This window comes from Caulobacter segnis (assembly GCF_023935105.1).
Lineage (GTDB): Bacteria > Pseudomonadota > Alphaproteobacteria > Caulobacterales > Caulobacteraceae > Caulobacter > Caulobacter segnis_B.
Genome location: NZ_CP096040.1, coordinates 1348749 through 1365995, shown reverse-complemented (window position 1 = coordinate 1365995; position 17247 = coordinate 1348749). Strand labels below are relative to the sequence as shown.

Here is a 17247-nt window from a genome sequence, read left to right as displayed (position 1 = left end):
TCCCCTTCCAACTGGAGCCGATGATGGCCAGTTCCCTGTATTTCATGGAAGCCGCGAACCTGTTCGTCGGCGATCACGACCCGACCGCCTCGCTGCACCTGGTGCTGGAGAGCCTGAAGCTGCCGGGCCTGGAAGAGACGACGCAGGAATGGACGCCGGGCGGCGCCGTCGCGGGCGTCGAGGTCGGCATGAGCGTCCTGAAGAAGCTGGACGCGGGCTTCAAGCTGAAGGGTGTCCAGCCCGAAATCCTGACCCAGTTCGGTCTGGGGTCGAAGCGGCGTCAGAACTTCACCGCCTACGGCTCGATCCGCGACAAGCTGACGGGCGCCTCGCTGCAAAGCAAGGCGATCCTCGAGGCGCGCATGACCAAGGTCGAGGCCGACGAGTTCAAGCGCGGCGAACTCCAGGGCTACGACTACGCCCTGACCGAGGTCTTCCACTACGAGCTGACGATCGGCGGGCGCGAGATCTACTACTTCGACTTCATGACCTCGGCCTGGCGCGTCGGCGGCGTCAGCCAGAACAGCGACGTGATGGCGAACCTGGGCATCGCCTGATCGGCGTCCGCCAAACCGTGAATGTGAAGGCCCGTCCGGTGCTGCTGGGCGGGCCTTTTTTCATAGGCCCTCACGGCCAAGATCTTCGGGAGCAGAGCATGCCGGTTATCACGCTGAAGAAGCCGATCGAACACGACGGCAAGACCTACGAGACGATCGACTTCGATCCGACGGTGAACCAGCTGGAGCGCTTCGAGGCCGATGTGGCGGCTGGTGGCGACCAGGTCCCGCTGGTCAAGGCCATGATCTCGCAAGCCGCCGAGGTGCCGGTCGAGGTCGTGGGCGAGATGCGGTTGTCGGACATCATGAAGTTCGCGCAGGCGATCGACGGCCCTTTTGGCGCTGGCTCGACCAGTTCGGCGGCTGGCGGAGCCTAGCGGCCGACATCGCCCATGTCTTCAACACCCCGCTTCCCGCTGTTGGCGAGATGCGGTTCTCACGCGTGAAGGCCTGGCATCGAGAGGTCGAGCGCATCGTCCGAAATCGGGAATGATCCATGGCGCGCTTTGTCACCGAACTGCTGCTCCGTCTGACTGACGCCGTCTCCGCGCCTGCCCGTCAGGCGACCCAGTCGATCCAGGGGATCACCAAGGCGATCCGCGATAACAACGTCCAGCAGTTGACCGCGACCAGCCGCGCGCTGAGCGGTAGGATCCGAGGCCTCACGGGTGATCTGGTCGGGGCGGGCGGCGCCTTGGCCGCCTTCGGCTTCGCGCTGTCGGGGCCGATCAAAAGCGCCACGGCGTTCGAGGCCAAGCTGACAACCATCGCCCAGAAGGCGAACCTTACGCGGCAACAGGCCACAGCCTTGGGCGTCGAAATCGTTCGCGCTTCCAAGGCGACCAACCAGTTCGCCACGGATCTGGCGGAGGGCGTCGATGTCCTGGCTGGCGCCGGCCTGGACCCGCGTGTCGCCCTTCGCCTGATCACGCCGATCGGCAAGGCCGCGACAGCCTACAAGGTCGAGATCAAGGATTTGGCGACGGCCAGCTTTGCGGCCTACTCGAACTTGAAGGTGCCGATCGACCAGGTCGGTGACGCGCTCGACGCGATGGCTGTGGCGGGCAAGGAGGGCAACTTCGAGATCGAGGACCTCGCCAAGTATCTGCCCGGTCTGGCCGCATCGGCGGCGGCGGTCGGTCAAAAGGGTGTTCCGGGCGTTACGGATCTGGCCGCCGCGCTCCAGATCGTGCGGCGCGGGTCATCGGACAGCGCCGAGGCCGCCACTAACCTAGCCAACCTATTGCAGAAGATGACGGCGAAACAGACCGTCAAGGCGTTCGAGAAGATGGGCGTCGACCTTGTCGGTTCGCTCAAGCGCCTAGAGGCCGAAGGTCGTACGCCGATCGAGGCGATCGCCGAGCTGACGAACAAGACGCTCGGCGGAGATCTCTCGCGGCTGAGCTACCTGTTCGAGGACGCTCAAGTGCAGAAGGCCCTGCGACCGCTGATCACCGACATGAAGGACTATGTCGCGATCCGTGAAAAAGCGAGCAAGTCCAAGGGCGTGGCCGACAAGGACTTCATTGAGCGCATGCAGGACGCCGAGCAGAAAATGCAGGCGGCGAAGATCGCGGCGCAAAACCTGTCCCGGACCTTCGGCGAGGCATTGAAGCCGGCCTTCGGCCTTGTCGCCGGCATCCTTGGTCCCATTCTGGATCGCCTGACCGCCTTCGTTTCGGCCCATCCTCGTCTCGTCGCGAACGTCACGCTAGCGATCGGCGCGCTCCTGGCGTTCAAGACGGCGCTGATCGCTGTGAAGCTCGCGAATGCGGTCGGGAAAAAGGCGCTCGTCGATATGGCCCTGGGCTTCAGCCAACTGGGCAGCTTCGCCTTGAACGCCGCGCGACAGGTGATCTTGGCTGCCGTGGGATCTGCGCTGAATGTGACGATGTTTGTTCAGAGCTTGAGCCCTGCGTCGATCACGGGCTTTGGGCGCTCTCTCCTCAGCCTTCTGAACCCCATGAACCTGGTCCGTGGCGCAATGAACCTCATGCGCCTCGCGTTTCTGGGTAATCCGATCGGCCTGATCGCCGTCGGCTTGGGCCTTGCCGCCGTGTTCATCATCCGCCACTGGCGAGGCTTCCTGACGTTCTTCCAGGGTGTCGGGCGCGGGATCATGCAGGGGCTTGCACCCGTCATGCCCGCGCTCCAGCCACTGATCGGCTGGGTCCGAGGCCTGGGTGCTACGATCGCCAAGTTTTTCGGCGGCGTGCCAGGCGAGGACTGGTCGAAATGGGGTGTCGCGGTCGGGAACGCCATTGCCTGGCCGATCGCCACCCTGGTCAACTTCATCAAATGGGTTGGCGAGGCAATCGCCAAGGTGCGCGAGTTCTTCGGGATCAGGGGCAAGGCGCCGGATGTCGGGACCGAGGGCCGCAAGCGGATCTTCGGCGGTCTGTTCGGCGGGGGCGGCAAGAAGCCGCCGCCAGGGCGAGCGATCGGCGGCTGGGGTGAGCCTGGCCACGACTATTGGGTCGGCGAAGAGGGGCCGGAAATCGTCCGCTTCCCTCGCCGGGGCATGGTCTATCCCAACGGATCATCGCCGCCGACATCCGGCGGTCGAGGTCAGGCGCCGGTGTTCTCGCCGACGCTGAACTTCCACATCGCTGGCGGCGACCCTCGCGCGATCGCCGATCAGGTGTTGGCGCGCCTGAAGGCCGAGTATCGCCAGTTCTCCCAAGCGTCGTTCTACGACAGCGACATGAGGCCCGCCTGATGCTGTACGCCCTTGACGGGATCCTCTTCGAGGTCGCGCCGCTGAACGTCGAGGGCTTCGAGCGGACCACGGGCTCCGAGCTGGTCGAAAAGGCCGTGCTCGGGGCCCAGCCGCCGCTAGAGAGCGTCGGGCCCACGGGCGAGGACTGGTCGTTCCGGGGAAAGCTGTACGCGGCGTTGATGCCCGATGGCGTGGCGGCCTTCGAGGTGCTCCGCTCCGCCTCCAAGGACGGCAAGGCGCGGCACCTGCAGCGCGGCGACGGAACCAACATGGGCTGGTGGCGCATCGCCCAGCTGCGCGAGAGCGGGTCGTTCATCGACGGCCAGGGCGTGGCGCGCCTGAGCGAGTTCGACCTGTCGCTGAAGCGATCCCAGGCCCCGGCCGGGGCCGCTTATCGGGGGGCGCAATGAGCGAGGTCGTCCGCGTCGACATCGAGGGCCTGACCCTCAGCCGCTTCCTGTGGCGGCGCTATCGAAAGCCGACCCCCGGCCTGGCCGAGGCGGTCCTGGACGCCAATCCGGGCTTGGCCGACGTCGGTCCCGTCCTGCCGCTGGGGCGGCTGATCACCATACCGACCGTGGCCACGAAGACCGTGGAGGTCGTGCAGCTGTGGGACTGACATGGCCGACGCCCAGTTCAAGGTGACGATCGACGGCAAGGACATCACCTCGGCGCTGGAGCCGGTCGTGTCGGCGATCTCCATCAAGGACAGTTCAGGCGCGGCTAGCGATACGGCCGATATCACGCTGGACGACGAGGGCGGTCGGATCAAGTTGCCACGCAAGGGTGTCGGCATCGAGATCTCGCTGTCCACGGCCGACGGCCTGGTTGCGGCGTTCAAGGGGACGGTCGACGCCGTCCGCTCGCGCGGCGGTCGCGGCGGGGCCGAGCTGTCGATCACGGCCAAGGGCGCGGACGTCACCGGCGGGCTGAAGGAGCTGCGCAGCCGGCATTGGGACGACGCCAAGCTGGGCGCGGTGCTGGACCAGGCCGCGCGAGACGCGGGCCTTGAAGGCGCGACGGTCGACGAGAAGTTCGCGGCTCAGGCGCGCGACTATGTCGCCCAGCAGGGCGAGAGCTTCATGGCCTTCGGCCAGCGCCTGGCGCGCGAGGTCGGCGGCACGTTCAAGATCGCCGGGAAGAAGGCCTATCTGATCCAGCGCGGCGGCGGTGTGAACGCGCGGGGCAAGGCGCTGGCCACGGTCACCGCCGAGTACGGCGTCAACCTGATCGACTGGGACATCGCGCCGGATGTCGGGCGGACGGCCTACGGATCGGCCGGCGTCCGAGTGTACGACCCGGACACGGGCGGCTGGACCACCCACACGGCGACGGCCAAGACCAAGAGGTCGAGCGCCAAGCACAAGTCGCGCTTTCCCGCGGGCAGCGCCTCGGCGGCGGCTGGCAGGGCCGAGGCCGACGCCGGCGAGGTGGTGCGCCATGGTGGCAGCGGAACGGTAAACGTCCTTTGCGACCCACGCGCCAAGCCTGAAGGGCAGTGCGTCATCAAGGGCGCGCGCGCCGGGATCGACGGGACCTATCGGATCACCTCTGTCGGACACGCCTACACTCGGGGCCAGGGCACCGAGACCAGCCTGGAGCTGGGCGAGCCCTCCGGGACTGCTGGCGTCGACGACCGCTGATCGCGCGAACGCCGTTCGCATCCTCTCTCATGGTTGGAGTTGCCCGATGACCCTTCGGCTGAAGGATCCGCTGGATATCGTCTGGAACGATGTCGACTGGGCGTTTCCGTTCACCTTCGAACTGACCGACGCCGAGGTCGATCCTTGGACCGCCAGCGACTTTGACCTGGCATTCGCCGGCGTCGGCGACAGCGCCGAATTGCCCGGGTTCCGGCTGGGCACCGTCGGCGGTGGCCTGGTCGCCAACGGACCTGACGTCGTCGAGATCCGCGTGGCGGCCGTCGACGTCGGGGCGATCCCGATCGGTGACTACGAATGGACCCTTCGGCGGATTGGCCAGGACGGCTCGACCGAGGGCCTGCTGATCGGCCGGCAGTCGATCCGCGAGGGCGTCTCGCGCCGCGCCGGGGCCCCGCTGGTCGGTACCGGCGCCGCCGTGTCCGGCGTTGCGGCGGGCCTGAAGATAATCCGCGCCGCGAACGGCGTTCGCGTTGTGCGCTCGCCCGAGGGCCCGCGCGGCCTGACCGGCGCGCAGGGGCCGAGCGATGCCGACGGCGTCAGCTTCGACGACGCCCTGACGGGGCTGGGCGCGACCGACGTCCAGGCGGCCATCACGGCCATCTGGGCCGAGTTGATCGCGCCTCACGACGACTTCAGCAACATCGACAATACGGGCCTTGGCCTGGTTCTGGGGGTCATCTGACATGGCTATCTTCACGCGGACCTTTCGGTCCGGCGCGGGCAACTTCATCGCCTCCTTCCTCGGCGGCCCCAGCGGGCAGGACGGCCCGGCCGTACCTCTGCACGCGCTGGCGCACTCGGCCGACCAGCCGGTCGATGACGGCCACCCGCTGCCGACGGTCGACGCGGCGCTGGCGGCTGCCGTTCTCAGTCTGGTCAACCAGCAGGTCGCGGACGATCCCGGCGGCTTTGCCGTCGACGTTCCGGCCGATGACGCGACCGACGTCGTGGCAGCGGCCAGCTCGCCTCGCGCGGTGCGCCTGTATCTGCGCAGCGCTGGCAGCGCGGACTTCGTCACCTTCAAGACCGGCGCCGACGCCCAGGGGGCCGACAGCGAGCGCCGGCTTCTGGTGGGCCAGCATCTGACCCTGTTCGAGGGCCGCAAGTTCACCGACCGCGTCTCGGTGTTCGCCGCCTACCCCTCCGTTATCGAAGTGGAGTTCTGGGGATGATCCGTCGCCTCTTCACCCTAGTCGCGCTCGCCAGCGCGATCAGCTCGCCGGCGTCGGCGCAGATCCTGCGCAAGCCCGACAATTCCTCGGCCTACCAGGCCATGGACCAGGCTACTGGCCAGGGCATCAAGGACGGCGTCGGCGCGCCGGCTGACGCGACCTATACCGGCACCGGCTCCTCGACCCTGATCGGCGTCGAGAAGGGCTCCTACGCCAAGATCGAGGCGGTGCGCGCCCTCCTGGCCGCCCAGCCGGCCGGCACGTCGGGCGCTCCGGTCTATCAGGTCCCCGCCGCTCTGCCGGCGAGCGGCGTCAGTGCCGTCACCGGCTCTCTGGCCAGCAACACCCTGTCATCGACCTTCACGCCGACGGCAGGGCGGACTTTCTACGCCACGATCAGCGGCACCGGCTCTGCGACCGTCACCGTGATCTACAGCCGTGACAGCGGAACGACCTGGGCCGCTGAGGCCACCGGCGTCGATGGCTCTGCACCGATCACTTCGAACAAGGTGGCCTACGCCGGCGTCCCGATCCGGATCCCGCTGGTCGTCACCGAAAGCGGCGTCATCGCGGCTCTCTGCCCTGGCTCCATGACCTCCGGCTCGGCCTGCTCTGGCACCGTGACCGGCACGGTCTCGTTCGCCTTCAGCCAGTAGAGGGTGGACATGTTCAAGACCTTCTTGAGTGTCGCAGGCGTCTGCGCTGTGTCTCCTTTCATCCTGATCGGTGCGCTTCTTTTTCTGATCGGCACGCTGATCTCGTTTGCGGTTCCCGCGCCCGCCGCCGCTAAGACGGTCCCGGACGCGCCACTCGCGGTCGAGCGCCCAGTGAATAGCGTTCTATCGTGCCGATCGACGCGCCTCGTTCCGAGATTTGGCAAGGGTGCGGTGGCGGCGATTATCTTGATCACCGCGCCTGCTGCCCCGGCATTCGCTGATGATCAAGCGGTCGCCCTCAAAGCCTACGTGAACTCGTCTACGACTGCTGGGATTTCGGCCGCAGGCGGCCTCACACGCGCGGAAGTGCCGACCCTTGCCGATGTAGGGGCCACTACGACCAAGCCTTACGTCTTGGTTCTGGCGGGTCAATCGAACGCGAACGGTCGGGACCACAGCGGAGACAAGACCAATCCGGCCAACACGTTCATCACCAGTACGATGAACGGGGGAACGACGTTCGTTCCAGCCGCTTTCGGAACCGCCCCTCTTAACCAGGGGCCGGGCGGCGTCGGAACGACATCAGACCCGGCGCAAGCCACGAACAACATGGGCGTTCATTTCGCTAACGCCCTCCGCGCCTCCGGCCTGATCCCCGCATCGCGGCCGATCGTGATCATCATGAACGCGGTCGGCGGCCAGTCCATCACCCAATGGGTCGGCTCCGGCGCCAGCTCGGCCTATTTCGTCAACCTCAAGAGCAGCCTCGCCGCGCTGACGGCCGCTTATCCAGGCGCAAAGATTGACCATGTCATCTGGTCGCAAGGCGAAGGCGACAACAATGCTAGCGGGACGTCGTACGCCAGCAAGTCCACGTACATCTCTGCGTTCTCCGCCCTTCTGGGCCAATGGCGGGCTCTGCCGGAATGGCAGTCCAGCACGACAGTGTCGGTCCAGGAACTCGGCGACTGGGGCGACGCCATCCAGCGGGACCGCAACGACGCCATCTACACCATGAGAAGCGGTCTCTTCGATCCTTACGTCACGACGGTGTCCAGCGCTGGTATTGGCGAGAGCACCGATAGTCCGCAGTTCCACTTCGATGGCGTCGGTCTCGCAACGTTGGGGCGATATCACTTCCAGGCCTGGCATGAAGCCCGGATCTCGGGCGGTTACTCGCCCGGCCATCTGTCGGCCGACACGGCTTCGGCCCCGATCTTCTCCGGCGGCTTGTCCGTGGCGACGTCGGGGACGCTCAATGTTGGCGTCGGCGATCTTCGCGGTGGCGGCGTCTCTATCAACGTGACCGGCACGGGAGCGACCATTAATCTCCCGAGGGCCGCGACTGTCGGTCGGACCGAGGTCACCTTCTATCAAAGCACCGGCGCGGCATTCACCTTATCAGCGGCGACCAGCACGATCTTCAACGAGACCGGCGCGCCGGCGGGGAGCGTGACTGTCGGTTCGGGGCAGAACTCCAGCATCTACCGCGCCACCAGCGAGCCCGCGAGTGACCGATGGCTGTTGGAAAGCGTCTACCCTAAGATCGGCTCGTCCAAGCGCTACTTCACGAACGTCCCGTCGGGCCAAAACCGAAGCGTCACTACTTCCGAAATCCTCCACAGCATCATCACGCTGAACGCCTCGGGCATGACGCTTCCGACGAGCGGGCTACAGACTGGCTCTAGCGTCGTGGCCTATGCTGTCACGGGACCGTCCACGGTCACCGCGTCTGGATCTGTGGCCTTTCAGTTCGAGGGTGGCGGGCCGACCGTCCAGTCAATCACGCTCAATGCCGGTGAATGGGTTGAGCTGACCTGGGCAAGTTCGGTCTACATCGTTCATCCGTCGTCCAGGCTGAAGGTTGTCCTGCCTAAGCCGAGCGCATCGACGCTGCTGGCTTCACAAGCCGGGAGCGTCATCACCAATGAAGGCGCGACGGCCATTTCGGCCCAGACGCTTCCAGCGGCATCGGCTGGTCTGACCTATACTGCGGTTGTGCAGGACGGTGACGGTATTCGGCTTGTGGCCGGCTCTGGCAATACGATCAGGATCGGCGCCAGCGTCTCAGCGGTAGCTGGCAACATCCAGGCCACCACGATCGGCAACACCGTAACATTGGCTGCCATCAACTCGACGGAGTGGGTCGCGACGGCGGTCAATGGGACCTGGACCGTCAACTGAGATCAGTGCGCCTCGGCGCGCCTTAAGCCGCTCGGCAGATCTTCCGGGGCGGCTTCTTCATAATCCGGAGAACTTAAGATGAGCACCAAGCTCCGCCGCCTGGCGGCGATGATGCTGCATGTCCTGTTGGTGGCGGTGATCGGCTTCGCGCCGGTCACCGAGGCGTTCGCCCAGAACAGCGCCGTTGGCATCGCCGGCAAGGCCTATAAGGACGCGCAGCTCGCAAACACGTCGGCGGGCATCTCGGCGGCCGGGGGTGCACTCACCTCGGACGTCGGCTTCGTCGCGCTTCCGAACCTCTACTCGCCCCAGGCTGACGCCCTGGCCGAGTGGATCGCGAATATGTCGATCTCGACGATGGTTCAGCCGAACCTCTTCAGCGGACCCCCGCAGGTTTGGCTGGGCGGAGGAACCTACACGCTGAACTCCGACGTCTCGGCGCGGATCGTAAGCGATGGAACGGGGGCGGCGGGCGTCTACAAGAAGATCCGGGTGGTTCCGGGTAGCGCCTACAAGGTGCAATTCAAAGTCGTTGGAGCGGCATCTCAGACCTCAGTTCGCGCTGGCGCTGCGACCACAGGGGCGGAGCTGTTCTCTCGGGCGGTGAACGCGGGCGACAACGTCACCTACACCAACGCCTTCACTCCATCGACGCCGGACATCTACCTCAACTTCGGCTTTGGGTCGTCTGGCGCGGACCTGACGATTTCCGAAGTCGTGCTGACGCAAACTAGTGTGCGTCCGGCCCTGTTGGAGTGGGGGAATTCGATCGAGGCGGCCACGGGGGCGACCATTGTCGCCAACGGTTATCCTGGTCGTTTGGCCGCCAAGTTCACGCCGACTAGGCTCAGTTTCCCAAAGGGAAATGGCGGCGATATTTCCACCCAAATCCTCACGCGGGTGACGTCGCAAGGCTCGGGGCTTTATCCGGGCAACATCCACATTCTGGGAATGTTGGAGAACGATCCTGCTAACGGTGTAACGGCTGCGACAACCAAGGCCAACATCGCGACGGCTATCACCCTTCTGGGCCCGCACTACTTCATCCGTTCGGGTCTGCCCAATTGCGTCGACAGCGCTGCGGCGCTCAACGCGCAAATCGTCCAACTGAATGCAGACCTTAAGACGCTCTATGGGCGCCGGTTCATCGACATCAACAGCGCCCTGGCGGCGGCGAACGATGGTTCACCAGGCGATCTGTCGGACATCGCAAAGGGTTGGACCCCGAGGTCCCTTCGCTTCGACGCGATCCACCTGAACGACGCTGGTTACCAGGTCGTCGCCGACACGATCTACGCCGCGATCGGGCGGCAATAAGGGGTCTTCCCCTCGCATCACAAGGAGACCGTCCCCATGGACGACAAGCACCGGCTGCACGCGGCGGCCGTGGCCCTCATCGTGTCCACCCTTTGGGCGGGCTTCAAGATGGTGGCCTTCATCTTCGGCGAGCCGCCGCCTGGGCGGCGCAAGGTCATCCAGCAGGCCTTGGAAGCGGTTCTGACCATCGCCTCGGTGACTGCCGCCGCGCCGCTCTGCGCGCCCTGGGCGGCTGACGCGGTCAATTGGGCGCTCAGCCTCGTCAACCTGATCAGTCCGGTCAAGGTCGGCTTCAAGGTCGACCACCTGACGGCCGTGGCGCTGCTGGCCAGCCTGACCGTTCTGTTGATCGCCAATCCCGACGCGCGGGCAAGGCTGTTCGCCTGGATCAAGGGCAAGGTCGCGCCGGGGGTGGTCCAATGAGCGGCTTCCTGCAGGTGCTGAGCGTCGTGCTCGCGATGGTCGCGGTCGGGACGTTCGCCATGTCGGCCTTCTTCTTGGGGCATGACGCCAAGGGCTGGCGCGACGCCCCGGTCTGGCTGCGCCAGGTCCTGCATGGCCTGGCCATCTTCTGGCTGGTCGCCGCCATGGTGGCGATGGTTCAGCCGGCGGCCGTCGTCTCCTGGACCACGGTTGGTCTGGTCGCCCTTTTCGCCCTCGCGGGCTTCGCCGTCCTGGCCTGGGTGATCAAGCGGCGGCCGGTCCGTGCAGGCAATCGGACGCCGCCCCGCCCCTGACCGCGAACGCCGTTCGCCTCTTTCCGGAGACTTCCATGAAGATCGCAGACTTCGCGGGTCCGGCGCTGCCGGTCACCGACGACGACGTGTGCGCCGTCGCCAAGATCCTGAACGTCACCATGCGCCACGTGCGGGCCGTGATGGCGGTCGAAAGTAACGGCCGTGGCGTTCATCCCGACACAAGGCGGCCGATCATCCTGTTCGAGCCGCATGTCTTCTCGCGCGAGACCAAGGGCGTGTTCGACGCCTCGCACCCAGACATCTCCTATCCGGACTTCGGCGCCCGCGACTACCCGTCATCGCAGATCCAGCGCTACAACCAGCTGGAGCGGGCCATGGCGCTGAACGAAACGGCCGCTTTGCGATCGGCGTCCTACGGCCTGTTTCAGGTCATGGGCTTCAATCACCGCGCCTGTGGTCACGCCACGGTGCAGGGCTTCGTGGCCGACATGATCAAGGGGGAGCGCTTTCAGCTCACCGCCTTCGCCATGTTCATCATCGCGAACCCGCCGATGCATGCCGCGTTGCGGGCGTCGGACTGGGCGGGCTTCGCGCGGCTGTACAACGGCAAGAGCTACGCCAAGCACGCCTATGACCAGAAGCTGAAGGCCGCCTATGCGCGGGCCAAGCCGTGATCGGCGGGCTGGGCGTGTTGGCGGCGCGCGGCTGGACGATCGCGCGCGACCTTGCTGGGGCTTTCTTGAAATCCCGAGCTGGTCGGTTGGCGGCGCTCGCGCTGCTGGTCGCATTTGTCGGCTGGCTGGCCTGCCGTCATGCCTACGGCGTCGGGGTCTCTGACGAGAGAGCCGCCCGCGCGGCGCGCGACGCCAAGGCCGCGAAGGTAATCGCCCATGTCGCAACAGCTGGAAAGGCGATCACCGCCGAGGTTTCCCACGACCTCGAGGCGCGCCGGGTCGAGATCCGAACCGTCACCAAGACCCTGACGAAGGAGGTCCCCGTCTATGTCACCGTTCAAAGTGATCGTGCTTGCATTGTGCCTGACGGCTTTGTCCGCCTGCACGACGCCGCTGCCGATGGCGCCGCCCTTCCCGGATCCGCCAGTGGATCTGTCGAAGCCCCCTCCGGCATTCCGCTTTCTGTCGTCGGCGAAACGGTCGTCGTCAACTACGGCGTCGCCCACGAATGGCTTGCCGAGGTGATCGCGTGGCGCGCCTGGTACGTGCGCCACGCCGACCTCTGGAAGCAGAACATCAGGCCGCCGGATCCGGCGTCTGACCGCTCGCCTGCCGGCTGAGCGACCAATCGAACGGCCCCATCGGCGTTGCGCTGATGGGGCCGTTTTCGTTTCAGCGATCGGCCGCTCGATACGGCCGATCGGGCTAGCCCAGAAGCTCCGGTGGCGGGAAGTCCCGCTCGACAGCGAGCGTGCCGGCCAGCGCGGGGCGAAGGATATCGCCCTCGGGTTTGGTCAGGTCCAGCCAATCGCGTCCCTGCTCGCCGGGCAGCACGACGATCTGACGATCATGGTAGGGCTGGATGTCCGGACCAGGCTCGGTGGTCAGCATGGACCAGCAGCCCTGCTTGACGATCCCGGCCACCCAGAACAGCGGGCTTTCCGGCATGGTGAACTTCCAACGGGTCTTGCGCTTCTGGCCCGGCAGCGGATCGGTGAACTCATAGAAGGCGTCGGCCGGGATCAGGACGCGATCACTATCGCCGAAGGTTCGACCGTCGGATCGGAAGTTGAACACGGGCTTCCCGCCGGGCCCCGCCCAGGCCCACTTGGTCATGGAGACCACGGCCTGATCACCGACATGGCGGACGATCGGCGCGATCTCCGTCATCCGGATCTCGGGTCGGGGTTCAAGGTTCGATACCGGCCTATCGCTGTCCCAAACGACGGGCAGGCGCAGTACGCGTTCCCAGGTTCGGAAGAGATCGGCGGTCTTGAGGCTGTATAGGTTGCACATCGCCTCAGGCCTTCAGCCAGAGTGAAGCCGTCCAGCAGTCTCCGGCCGGGTCGTCGTCGACCAGCTGGTGCAGCTCGACATGTTCGACGGACGGGTGCGCCGCCCAGAAGTCGACGTCGGTCTTCCACTCGCCAGTCAAGGTCATGTCGGCCGGCCGAGAAGGGCGCGCGGTGTTTGGCGCCTCAGGTGCGCCGAGCATCGCCAGCCAGATCCGCACCGTCGCGGTTTCGCCGTCCGGCCCCGCAGTCTCGATCGCTTGGGCGATCAACGGATGACGCTGCCAGAAGGCATGGGGCGCTCGGGTGCCTGTCGCAACAAGCGCCGCGCCATCGGCGTAGAAGCGCCGGACCTCGTTGGTCGACGTGTCGACGATCTGCCAGGTGAAGGGCTCCGGGGTTGCGGTCATGTCGGTCTCCATGGCTGGAAGCTATCGGCGCGGTCGGCCGGCGCCTAGGTAGGCTTTGGGCTCTTGGTTTCGCCCTGCAATGCGGTCGCTGTCACACCATGGTTCCGGTAATGGTCTTCGACCGATGCGCGGGCCCAGATGTCCCCGTCAACTCCACGGGCCCCGCACTTCGAGCACTTGGCCACTCGCTTCAGCTGTGGATAGGTCGTGAAGGCCCCGAACAGTTCGATCGCGCGCGGAGCCTCGATCAGTTCCCGCCGCCCGCACCGACAGCAGCCGATTTCGAGACGCTGGTTCGCGGTCATCAGGTCTCCGACCGTTGGCGGCGGCGCCGCGCTGGCGTGCGTACTGGCGCGCTCCTGAACGCGGGTGGTCGGCATGGAAAGCTCCGGAATGTTCTCCAAATGTTCTGCGCCAGCGCGAGCGGAAGAGTCAAGGCTCGGCTCGCGAACGCCGTTCGCGTCAAGGGCTTAGCGGCGTTGCCTCGGAGGCGCTAGACGGCGATCCGATATGGCGCGCGCGGAGGTGTGGGTTCCGTCATGTAACCGCCCCCCGCCACCAGGACGATTTCCGCGACAGTCTGGTTCTCCCACGCGTCTCATCGCCAGCGCGCTCGAAGGCGCCAGCGGACGCTGATCGGTCCGATTTCGCCGCCATGACGCGGACGGCTCCGCGGATGATTGATCACCGTTATGCCAACTGTTACGTGCGTGGCGAGCTGGGGAGCCTCGATGCGCGGGAATGATCGGTGGGCGGTAGTGCTGCTTTGGGGCGTCGCGCTCGGCGCCGCCACCCCGGCGCTCGCCCAGCGCACCCGATCCGTTCCGATCGACACGACCGGTCAGTCCTTGACCGCCGCCCTGACCGACATCGCCCAGCGTTCGGGGCGGGAACTGCTGATGGCGCGACCGGCGCTGAAGGCCCGTCCGGCGCCGCGCCTGAAAGGCCGCTATACGCTCGATCAGGCCCTGCCGTTGCTGCTGGCAGGCTCAGGCCTGACCTATCGGCGCACCACCGACGGCGCCTATGTCGTCGACGCCGCGCCGACGCTGGCGCCGCCCGCGCCGGACGTGCCGGTCGCCCTGCCCGAGCTGCTGGTGACGGCGCGCTCGCAGAACAGCGACATCCAGCGCACCGAGAACGACATCCAGGCCTACAAGGTCTGGAGCAGCCGCGACATCCAGCAGTCCCACTCCGCCGACATCAACGAGTTCCTGCGGATGATGGCGACCGGCGACACCCAGATCGCCTCGGCGCTGCAGGATCCTTCGAACACGACCGCCAGCCCCCGTTCGGAGGTCAATCTGCGGGGCATGGGCTCGAACCAGACCCTGATCCTGGTGGATGGTCGCCGCATGCCCGGATTGCCGCCGGCCGGGGGCGCCACGACGATGGTCGCCCAGACCGACGTCAACGGCCTGCCGCTGGCCGCGATCGACCGTATCGAAGTGCTCAACGCCACGGCCGGGGGCGTCTATGGCGCCGGCGCCACGGCGGGCGCGATCAACATCGTGCTCAAGCGGGACTATCGCGGCGCGGACGTCGGCGTGACCTACGGGATCACCGATCGGGGCGATGCGCCCGTCCGAAGGCTGGACGGACGCATCGGTTTTTCGCCAGACGAGGGTCGGACCAATGTCATGGTCGCCTTCGGCCTGCTGCGCGGCGACGGTCTGGACGTCGGCGACCGCGACTACGAGGTCACGGCGCGCGCGCGGCGCTATCGCAACGATCCAGCGCAGGCGTCGATCGAGAACCCCGTCAGCGGCTCGGTCAATATCTTCAGCGCCACCGGCGAGCCCCTGACGCTCGATCCGGCCTATGGCGGCGCCAGCCTGGGCGCGAACTCGACCTTCGCGCCGGCGTCGTACGGCGGGGTGGCCTCGGATCGCGGCGCGATGCTGCTGGCCAATGCCGGTCGCGTGGACACCGGCCTGTCGCCCGATGTCCGCGGCGCGCGCCGGGCGCTGCTGAGCCGGAGGACGACCGCATCGGTGATCGCCAGCATCCGCCATCGGTTCGGCGCGTCGGTCGAGGCCTATGCCGATGTGCTGGCGATGCGCAACCAGGGGCGGGCGCGGGTTCCGCAAGGCGGCGTCGGCGGCGTTGTCGGCCTTGACGCCGACGCGCCGGGCAATCCATTCCAGCAGTCCATCTACATGACCGTCCCGCTGCCGGGCCTCGATCCGGTCGGACGCAACACGGCCAAGACCGCGCGCGCATCGTTCGGCGCGATCATCGACCTCCCAAGGGACTGGAAACTGAACGCCGACTACGGCGTCGGCCGCGCCAGCATCGACGCCGATCTGGTCGAGCAGGACCTGGCGGGGGCCTACTACGACGGGGTCGCGTCCGGCCAGATCGACCCGCTGGGCGGGCAGCAGGCGTTTCTCGCCAACGTCGCCAAGGTGACGGTGCCCGCCCATTCGACGCTCGCCCAAAGCAATCGGTTCAAGGATATCTCGCTTCGACTGGCTGGGCCCGTGCTGGACCTGGGCGGCGGTCCGATGACCCTGTCCCTGGCCGTCGAGGATCGACACGAGGCGGTGCCGTCAACCACCGCGCATCTCTCGAGCGGCGGATTCGGTTCGATCGACCTGATGATCAACGGGCTGGTCCAGTCGACGCGCCAATACTACGGCGAGCTTCGCGCGCCGCTGACGGATCGCTATGCGGGTCCCGCGGGTCTGAGAGGCCTGGAATTCCAACTCGCGCTGCGGCGGGAGACCTCGCGACAGGGCCCGCCGACCAACGCGTCGCCTGGCGGCCTGATTAATGCGGTCACCGAGCACAGCAGCCAGTCCTCGACGCTCTACACCACCGGCTTCAAGGTCTTCCCCGTGTCCTGGCTGATGGCGCGGGCCAGCCTGTCGTCAGGCTTCGTTCCGCCGGTGGCCGCGCAACTCGGCTCCACCACGATCCACTATACCTCGGACCCCGTGGCCTATGCGGCGGCGACCGGGCGCAAGGTGCTCCTGCCCGCGGAGAACCAGCCCGTGGATCCTCGCCGCGGTGGCGAGCCGCTGGGACAGCTCGGCGTCTACGACCTTCGTTCGGGAGGCGCGATCGGCCTGCGGCCCGAGCACGCGCGGAGCTTCTCGGCGGGTCTGGTCGTGACTCCGCTGAACCGGCTGCGCGTGTCCATCGACTACACCCAGATCAAGAAGCGCCAGGAGATCTTCAACTTCCACAACGGCGACACGACCTTTTTCCTCCAGAACGAGGATCAGTTTCCGGGTCGCGTGCGCCGAGCCGCGCTCACCGACGCCGATCGCGCTCGGGGCTATACGGCCGGCGTCATCACCGCGATCGACACCACCAGTTTCAACATCGGTCGAACCTTCGTCGAAGCGGTCGACCTGCAAGGCGACTACCTGATCCCGACGGAGCGCCTGGGGGACTTTCGACTGCGCGCTGCGGCGACCTGGCAACCGCACCTGCGCCGGCGAACCGATCCGCGAAGCCCCGCGCTCGACTATGTCGACTATGCCGATGGTCCCCTGTCCTGGCGCGCCAACGGCGGGCTCGACTGGTCGAAGGGCGGGACCACGCTGGGCTTCAACGTCTATTTCTATGGCGGGTATCGGATCTTCGGGCGATCGGACATCGCCGAGCGCATCGCCCAGTTGACGTTGTGGCAGGGCGCCGACCGGGTCCCTTCCCAGGCCTATGTCGACCTGTTCGCGAGCCGCCGGATCACATTCGGCCAGGCCCTCAAGGACGCCGAAGTCCGCCTGGGCGTGCAGAACCTGCTGGACCATCGTCCGCCGGTGATCGCCGACCGTGTCGGCTTTGGCCTCGACGCCTTCAACTACAGCACCTACGGCGACCCCCGTCGGCGACGTCTCGAGCTGGGCCTGGTCGCGCGTTTCTAGCTTTCCGTCGCGCCTGATGAGGGTTCTTC

At 66.5% G+C, this 17247-nt stretch carries 19 protein-coding genes; 16 read left to right on the top strand and 3 right to left on the bottom strand.

Annotated elements, in window-relative coordinates:
• Window positions 1-23 precede the first annotated feature (23 nt).
• The 15 genes from MZV50_RS06770 to MZV50_RS06700 all read left to right on the top strand — a co-directional run bounded on the left by MZV50_RS06770 (window position 24) and on the right by MZV50_RS06700 (window position 12261).
• A complete protein-coding gene (locus MZV50_RS06770) occupies window positions 24-557 on the top strand; it encodes a phage major tail tube protein (protein ID WP_252633642.1) in 534 nt (177 codons plus the stop codon).
• 98 nt (window positions 558-655) lie between these two features.
• Window positions 656-934: a phage tail assembly protein gene (locus MZV50_RS06765; protein ID WP_252633641.1), complete on the top strand. Its 279-nt coding sequence runs from the start codon at window positions 656-658 to the stop codon at window positions 932-934.
• A 119-nt stretch (window positions 935-1053) separates the two neighbouring features.
• The gene (locus MZV50_RS06760) at window positions 1054-3276 is read left to right on the top strand and encodes a phage tail tape measure protein (protein WP_252633640.1); all 2223 of its coding nucleotides are present in this window, start codon (window positions 1054-1056) and stop codon (window positions 3274-3276) included.
• Entirely contained in the window at window positions 3276-3686 is a 411-nt protein-coding gene (locus MZV50_RS06755; protein ID WP_252633639.1) for a phage tail protein, read from the top strand. Before MZV50_RS06760 ends, MZV50_RS06755 begins: the two co-directional genes overlap by 1 nt.
• Window positions 3683-3895: a tail protein X gene (locus MZV50_RS06750; protein WP_252633638.1), complete on the top strand. Its 213-nt coding sequence runs from the start codon at window positions 3683-3685 to the stop codon at window positions 3893-3895. The genes MZV50_RS06755 and MZV50_RS06750 overlap by 4 nt, the downstream gene beginning before the upstream one ends.
• Window position 3896: 1 nt before the next feature.
• Window positions 3897-4919, top strand: coding sequence for a phage late control D family protein (locus tag MZV50_RS06745; RefSeq protein WP_252633637.1), 1023 nt, complete (start codon window positions 3897-3899; stop codon window positions 4917-4919).
• Window positions 4920-4965: 46 nt separating this feature from the next.
• Window positions 4966-5622, top strand: a complete 657-nt coding sequence (locus MZV50_RS06740) for a hypothetical protein (RefSeq protein ID WP_252633636.1) — start codon at window positions 4966-4968, stop codon at window positions 5620-5622.
• 1 nt (window position 5623) lies between these two features.
• On the top strand, window positions 5624-6112 hold the full coding sequence (locus MZV50_RS06735) for a hypothetical protein (protein WP_252633635.1): 489 nt from the start codon (window positions 5624-5626) through the stop codon (window positions 6110-6112).
• Entirely contained in the window at window positions 6109-6768 is a 660-nt protein-coding gene (locus MZV50_RS06730; protein WP_252633634.1) for a hypothetical protein, read from the top strand. Before MZV50_RS06735 ends, MZV50_RS06730 begins: the two co-directional genes overlap by 4 nt.
• 9 nt (window positions 6769-6777) lie before the next feature.
• A complete protein-coding gene (locus tag MZV50_RS06725) occupies window positions 6778-8952 on the top strand; it encodes a sialate O-acetylesterase (protein ID WP_252633633.1) in 2175 nt (724 codons plus the stop codon).
• Between the two features lie 78 nt (window positions 8953-9030).
• Window positions 9031-10269, top strand: coding sequence for an SGNH/GDSL hydrolase family protein (locus MZV50_RS06720; protein WP_252633632.1), 1239 nt, complete (start codon window positions 9031-9033; stop codon window positions 10267-10269).
• 36 nt (window positions 10270-10305) lie between these two features.
• Window positions 10306-10692: a hypothetical protein gene (locus tag MZV50_RS06715; protein ID WP_252633631.1), complete on the top strand. Its 387-nt coding sequence runs from the start codon at window positions 10306-10308 to the stop codon at window positions 10690-10692.
• Window positions 10689-11006: a hypothetical protein gene (locus tag MZV50_RS06710; protein ID WP_252633630.1), complete on the top strand. Its 318-nt coding sequence runs from the start codon at window positions 10689-10691 to the stop codon at window positions 11004-11006. The genes MZV50_RS06715 and MZV50_RS06710 overlap by 4 nt, the downstream gene beginning before the upstream one ends.
• A 35-nt stretch (window positions 11007-11041) precedes the next feature.
• On the top strand, window positions 11042-11641 hold the full coding sequence (locus tag MZV50_RS06705; protein WP_252633629.1) for an N-acetylmuramidase family protein: 600 nt from the start codon (window positions 11042-11044) through the stop codon (window positions 11639-11641).
• The gene (locus MZV50_RS06700; RefSeq protein ID WP_252633628.1) at window positions 11638-12261 is read left to right on the top strand and encodes a hypothetical protein; all 624 of its coding nucleotides are present in this window, start codon (window positions 11638-11640) and stop codon (window positions 12259-12261) included. The genes MZV50_RS06705 and MZV50_RS06700 overlap by 4 nt, the downstream gene beginning before the upstream one ends.
• 85 nt (window positions 12262-12346) lie before the next feature.
• Here MZV50_RS06700 and MZV50_RS06695 read toward each other — a convergent pair whose 3' ends face one another.
• From MZV50_RS06695 to MZV50_RS06685, 3 genes are read right to left on the bottom strand one after another with little or no spacing between them, the layout of a single operon-like run.
• Window positions 12347-12937 carry an SOS response-associated peptidase family protein gene (locus tag MZV50_RS06695; RefSeq protein ID WP_354668925.1) on the bottom strand — a complete coding sequence of 197 codons (591 nt, stop codon included), beginning with the start codon at window positions 12935-12937 and terminating at the stop codon, window positions 12347-12349.
• Window positions 12938-12941: 4 nt separating this feature from the next.
• The gene (locus tag MZV50_RS06690; RefSeq protein ID WP_252633626.1) at window positions 12942-13343 is read right to left on the bottom strand and encodes a hypothetical protein; all 402 of its coding nucleotides are present in this window, start codon (window positions 13341-13343) and stop codon (window positions 12942-12944) included.
• 44 nt (window positions 13344-13387) lie between these two features.
• The gene (locus tag MZV50_RS06685) at window positions 13388-13723 is read right to left on the bottom strand and encodes a hypothetical protein (RefSeq protein ID WP_252633625.1); all 336 of its coding nucleotides are present in this window, start codon (window positions 13721-13723) and stop codon (window positions 13388-13390) included.
• A gap of 351 nt (window positions 13724-14074) precedes the next feature.
• Here MZV50_RS06685 and MZV50_RS06680 point away from each other — a divergent pair, with 351 nt between their 5' ends.
• Entirely contained in the window at window positions 14075-17218 is a 3144-nt protein-coding gene (locus MZV50_RS06680; protein WP_252633624.1) for a TonB-dependent receptor, read from the top strand.
• Window positions 17219-17247: the final 29 nt, after the last annotated feature.

Coding starts and splice junctions, on each gene's coding strand:
- MZV50_RS06710 (WP_252633630.1), top strand. CDS start 10,689: ATGAGCGGCTTCCTGCAGGTGCTGAGCGTCGTGCTCGCGATGGTCGCG.
- MZV50_RS06750 (WP_252633638.1), top strand. CDS start 3,683: ATGAGCGAGGTCGTCCGCGTCGACATCGAGGGCCTGACCCTCAGCCGC.
- MZV50_RS06705 (WP_252633629.1), top strand. CDS start 11,042: ATGAAGATCGCAGACTTCGCGGGTCCGGCGCTGCCGGTCACCGACGAC.
- MZV50_RS06685 (WP_252633625.1), bottom strand. CDS start 13,723: ATGCCGACCACCCGCGTTCAGGAGCGCGCCAGTACGCACGCCAGCGCG.
- MZV50_RS06745 (WP_252633637.1), top strand. CDS start 3,897: ATGGCCGACGCCCAGTTCAAGGTGACGATCGACGGCAAGGACATCACC.
- MZV50_RS06730 (WP_252633634.1), top strand. CDS start 6,109: ATGATCCGTCGCCTCTTCACCCTAGTCGCGCTCGCCAGCGCGATCAGC.
- MZV50_RS06765 (WP_252633641.1), top strand. CDS start 656: ATGCCGGTTATCACGCTGAAGAAGCCGATCGAACACGACGGCAAGACC.
- MZV50_RS06755 (WP_252633639.1), top strand. CDS start 3,276: ATGCTGTACGCCCTTGACGGGATCCTCTTCGAGGTCGCGCCGCTGAAC.
- MZV50_RS06715 (WP_252633631.1), top strand. CDS start 10,306: ATGGACGACAAGCACCGGCTGCACGCGGCGGCCGTGGCCCTCATCGTG.
- MZV50_RS06740 (WP_252633636.1), top strand. CDS start 4,966: ATGACCCTTCGGCTGAAGGATCCGCTGGATATCGTCTGGAACGATGTC.
- MZV50_RS06680 (WP_252633624.1), top strand. CDS start 14,075: ATGCGCGGGAATGATCGGTGGGCGGTAGTGCTGCTTTGGGGCGTCGCG.
- MZV50_RS06725 (WP_252633633.1), top strand. CDS start 6,778: ATGTTCAAGACCTTCTTGAGTGTCGCAGGCGTCTGCGCTGTGTCTCCT.
- MZV50_RS06770 (WP_252633642.1), top strand. CDS start 24: ATGGCCAGTTCCCTGTATTTCATGGAAGCCGCGAACCTGTTCGTCGGC.
- MZV50_RS06695 (WP_354668925.1), bottom strand. CDS start 12,937: ATGTGCAACCTATACAGCCTCAAGACCGCCGATCTCTTCCGAACCTGG.
- MZV50_RS06690 (WP_252633626.1), bottom strand. CDS start 13,343: ATGACCGCAACCCCGGAGCCCTTCACCTGGCAGATCGTCGACACGTCG.
- MZV50_RS06720 (WP_252633632.1), top strand. CDS start 9,031: ATGAGCACCAAGCTCCGCCGCCTGGCGGCGATGATGCTGCATGTCCTG.
- MZV50_RS06760 (WP_252633640.1), top strand. CDS start 1,054: ATGGCGCGCTTTGTCACCGAACTGCTGCTCCGTCTGACTGACGCCGTC.
- MZV50_RS06735 (WP_252633635.1), top strand. CDS start 5,624: ATGGCTATCTTCACGCGGACCTTTCGGTCCGGCGCGGGCAACTTCATC.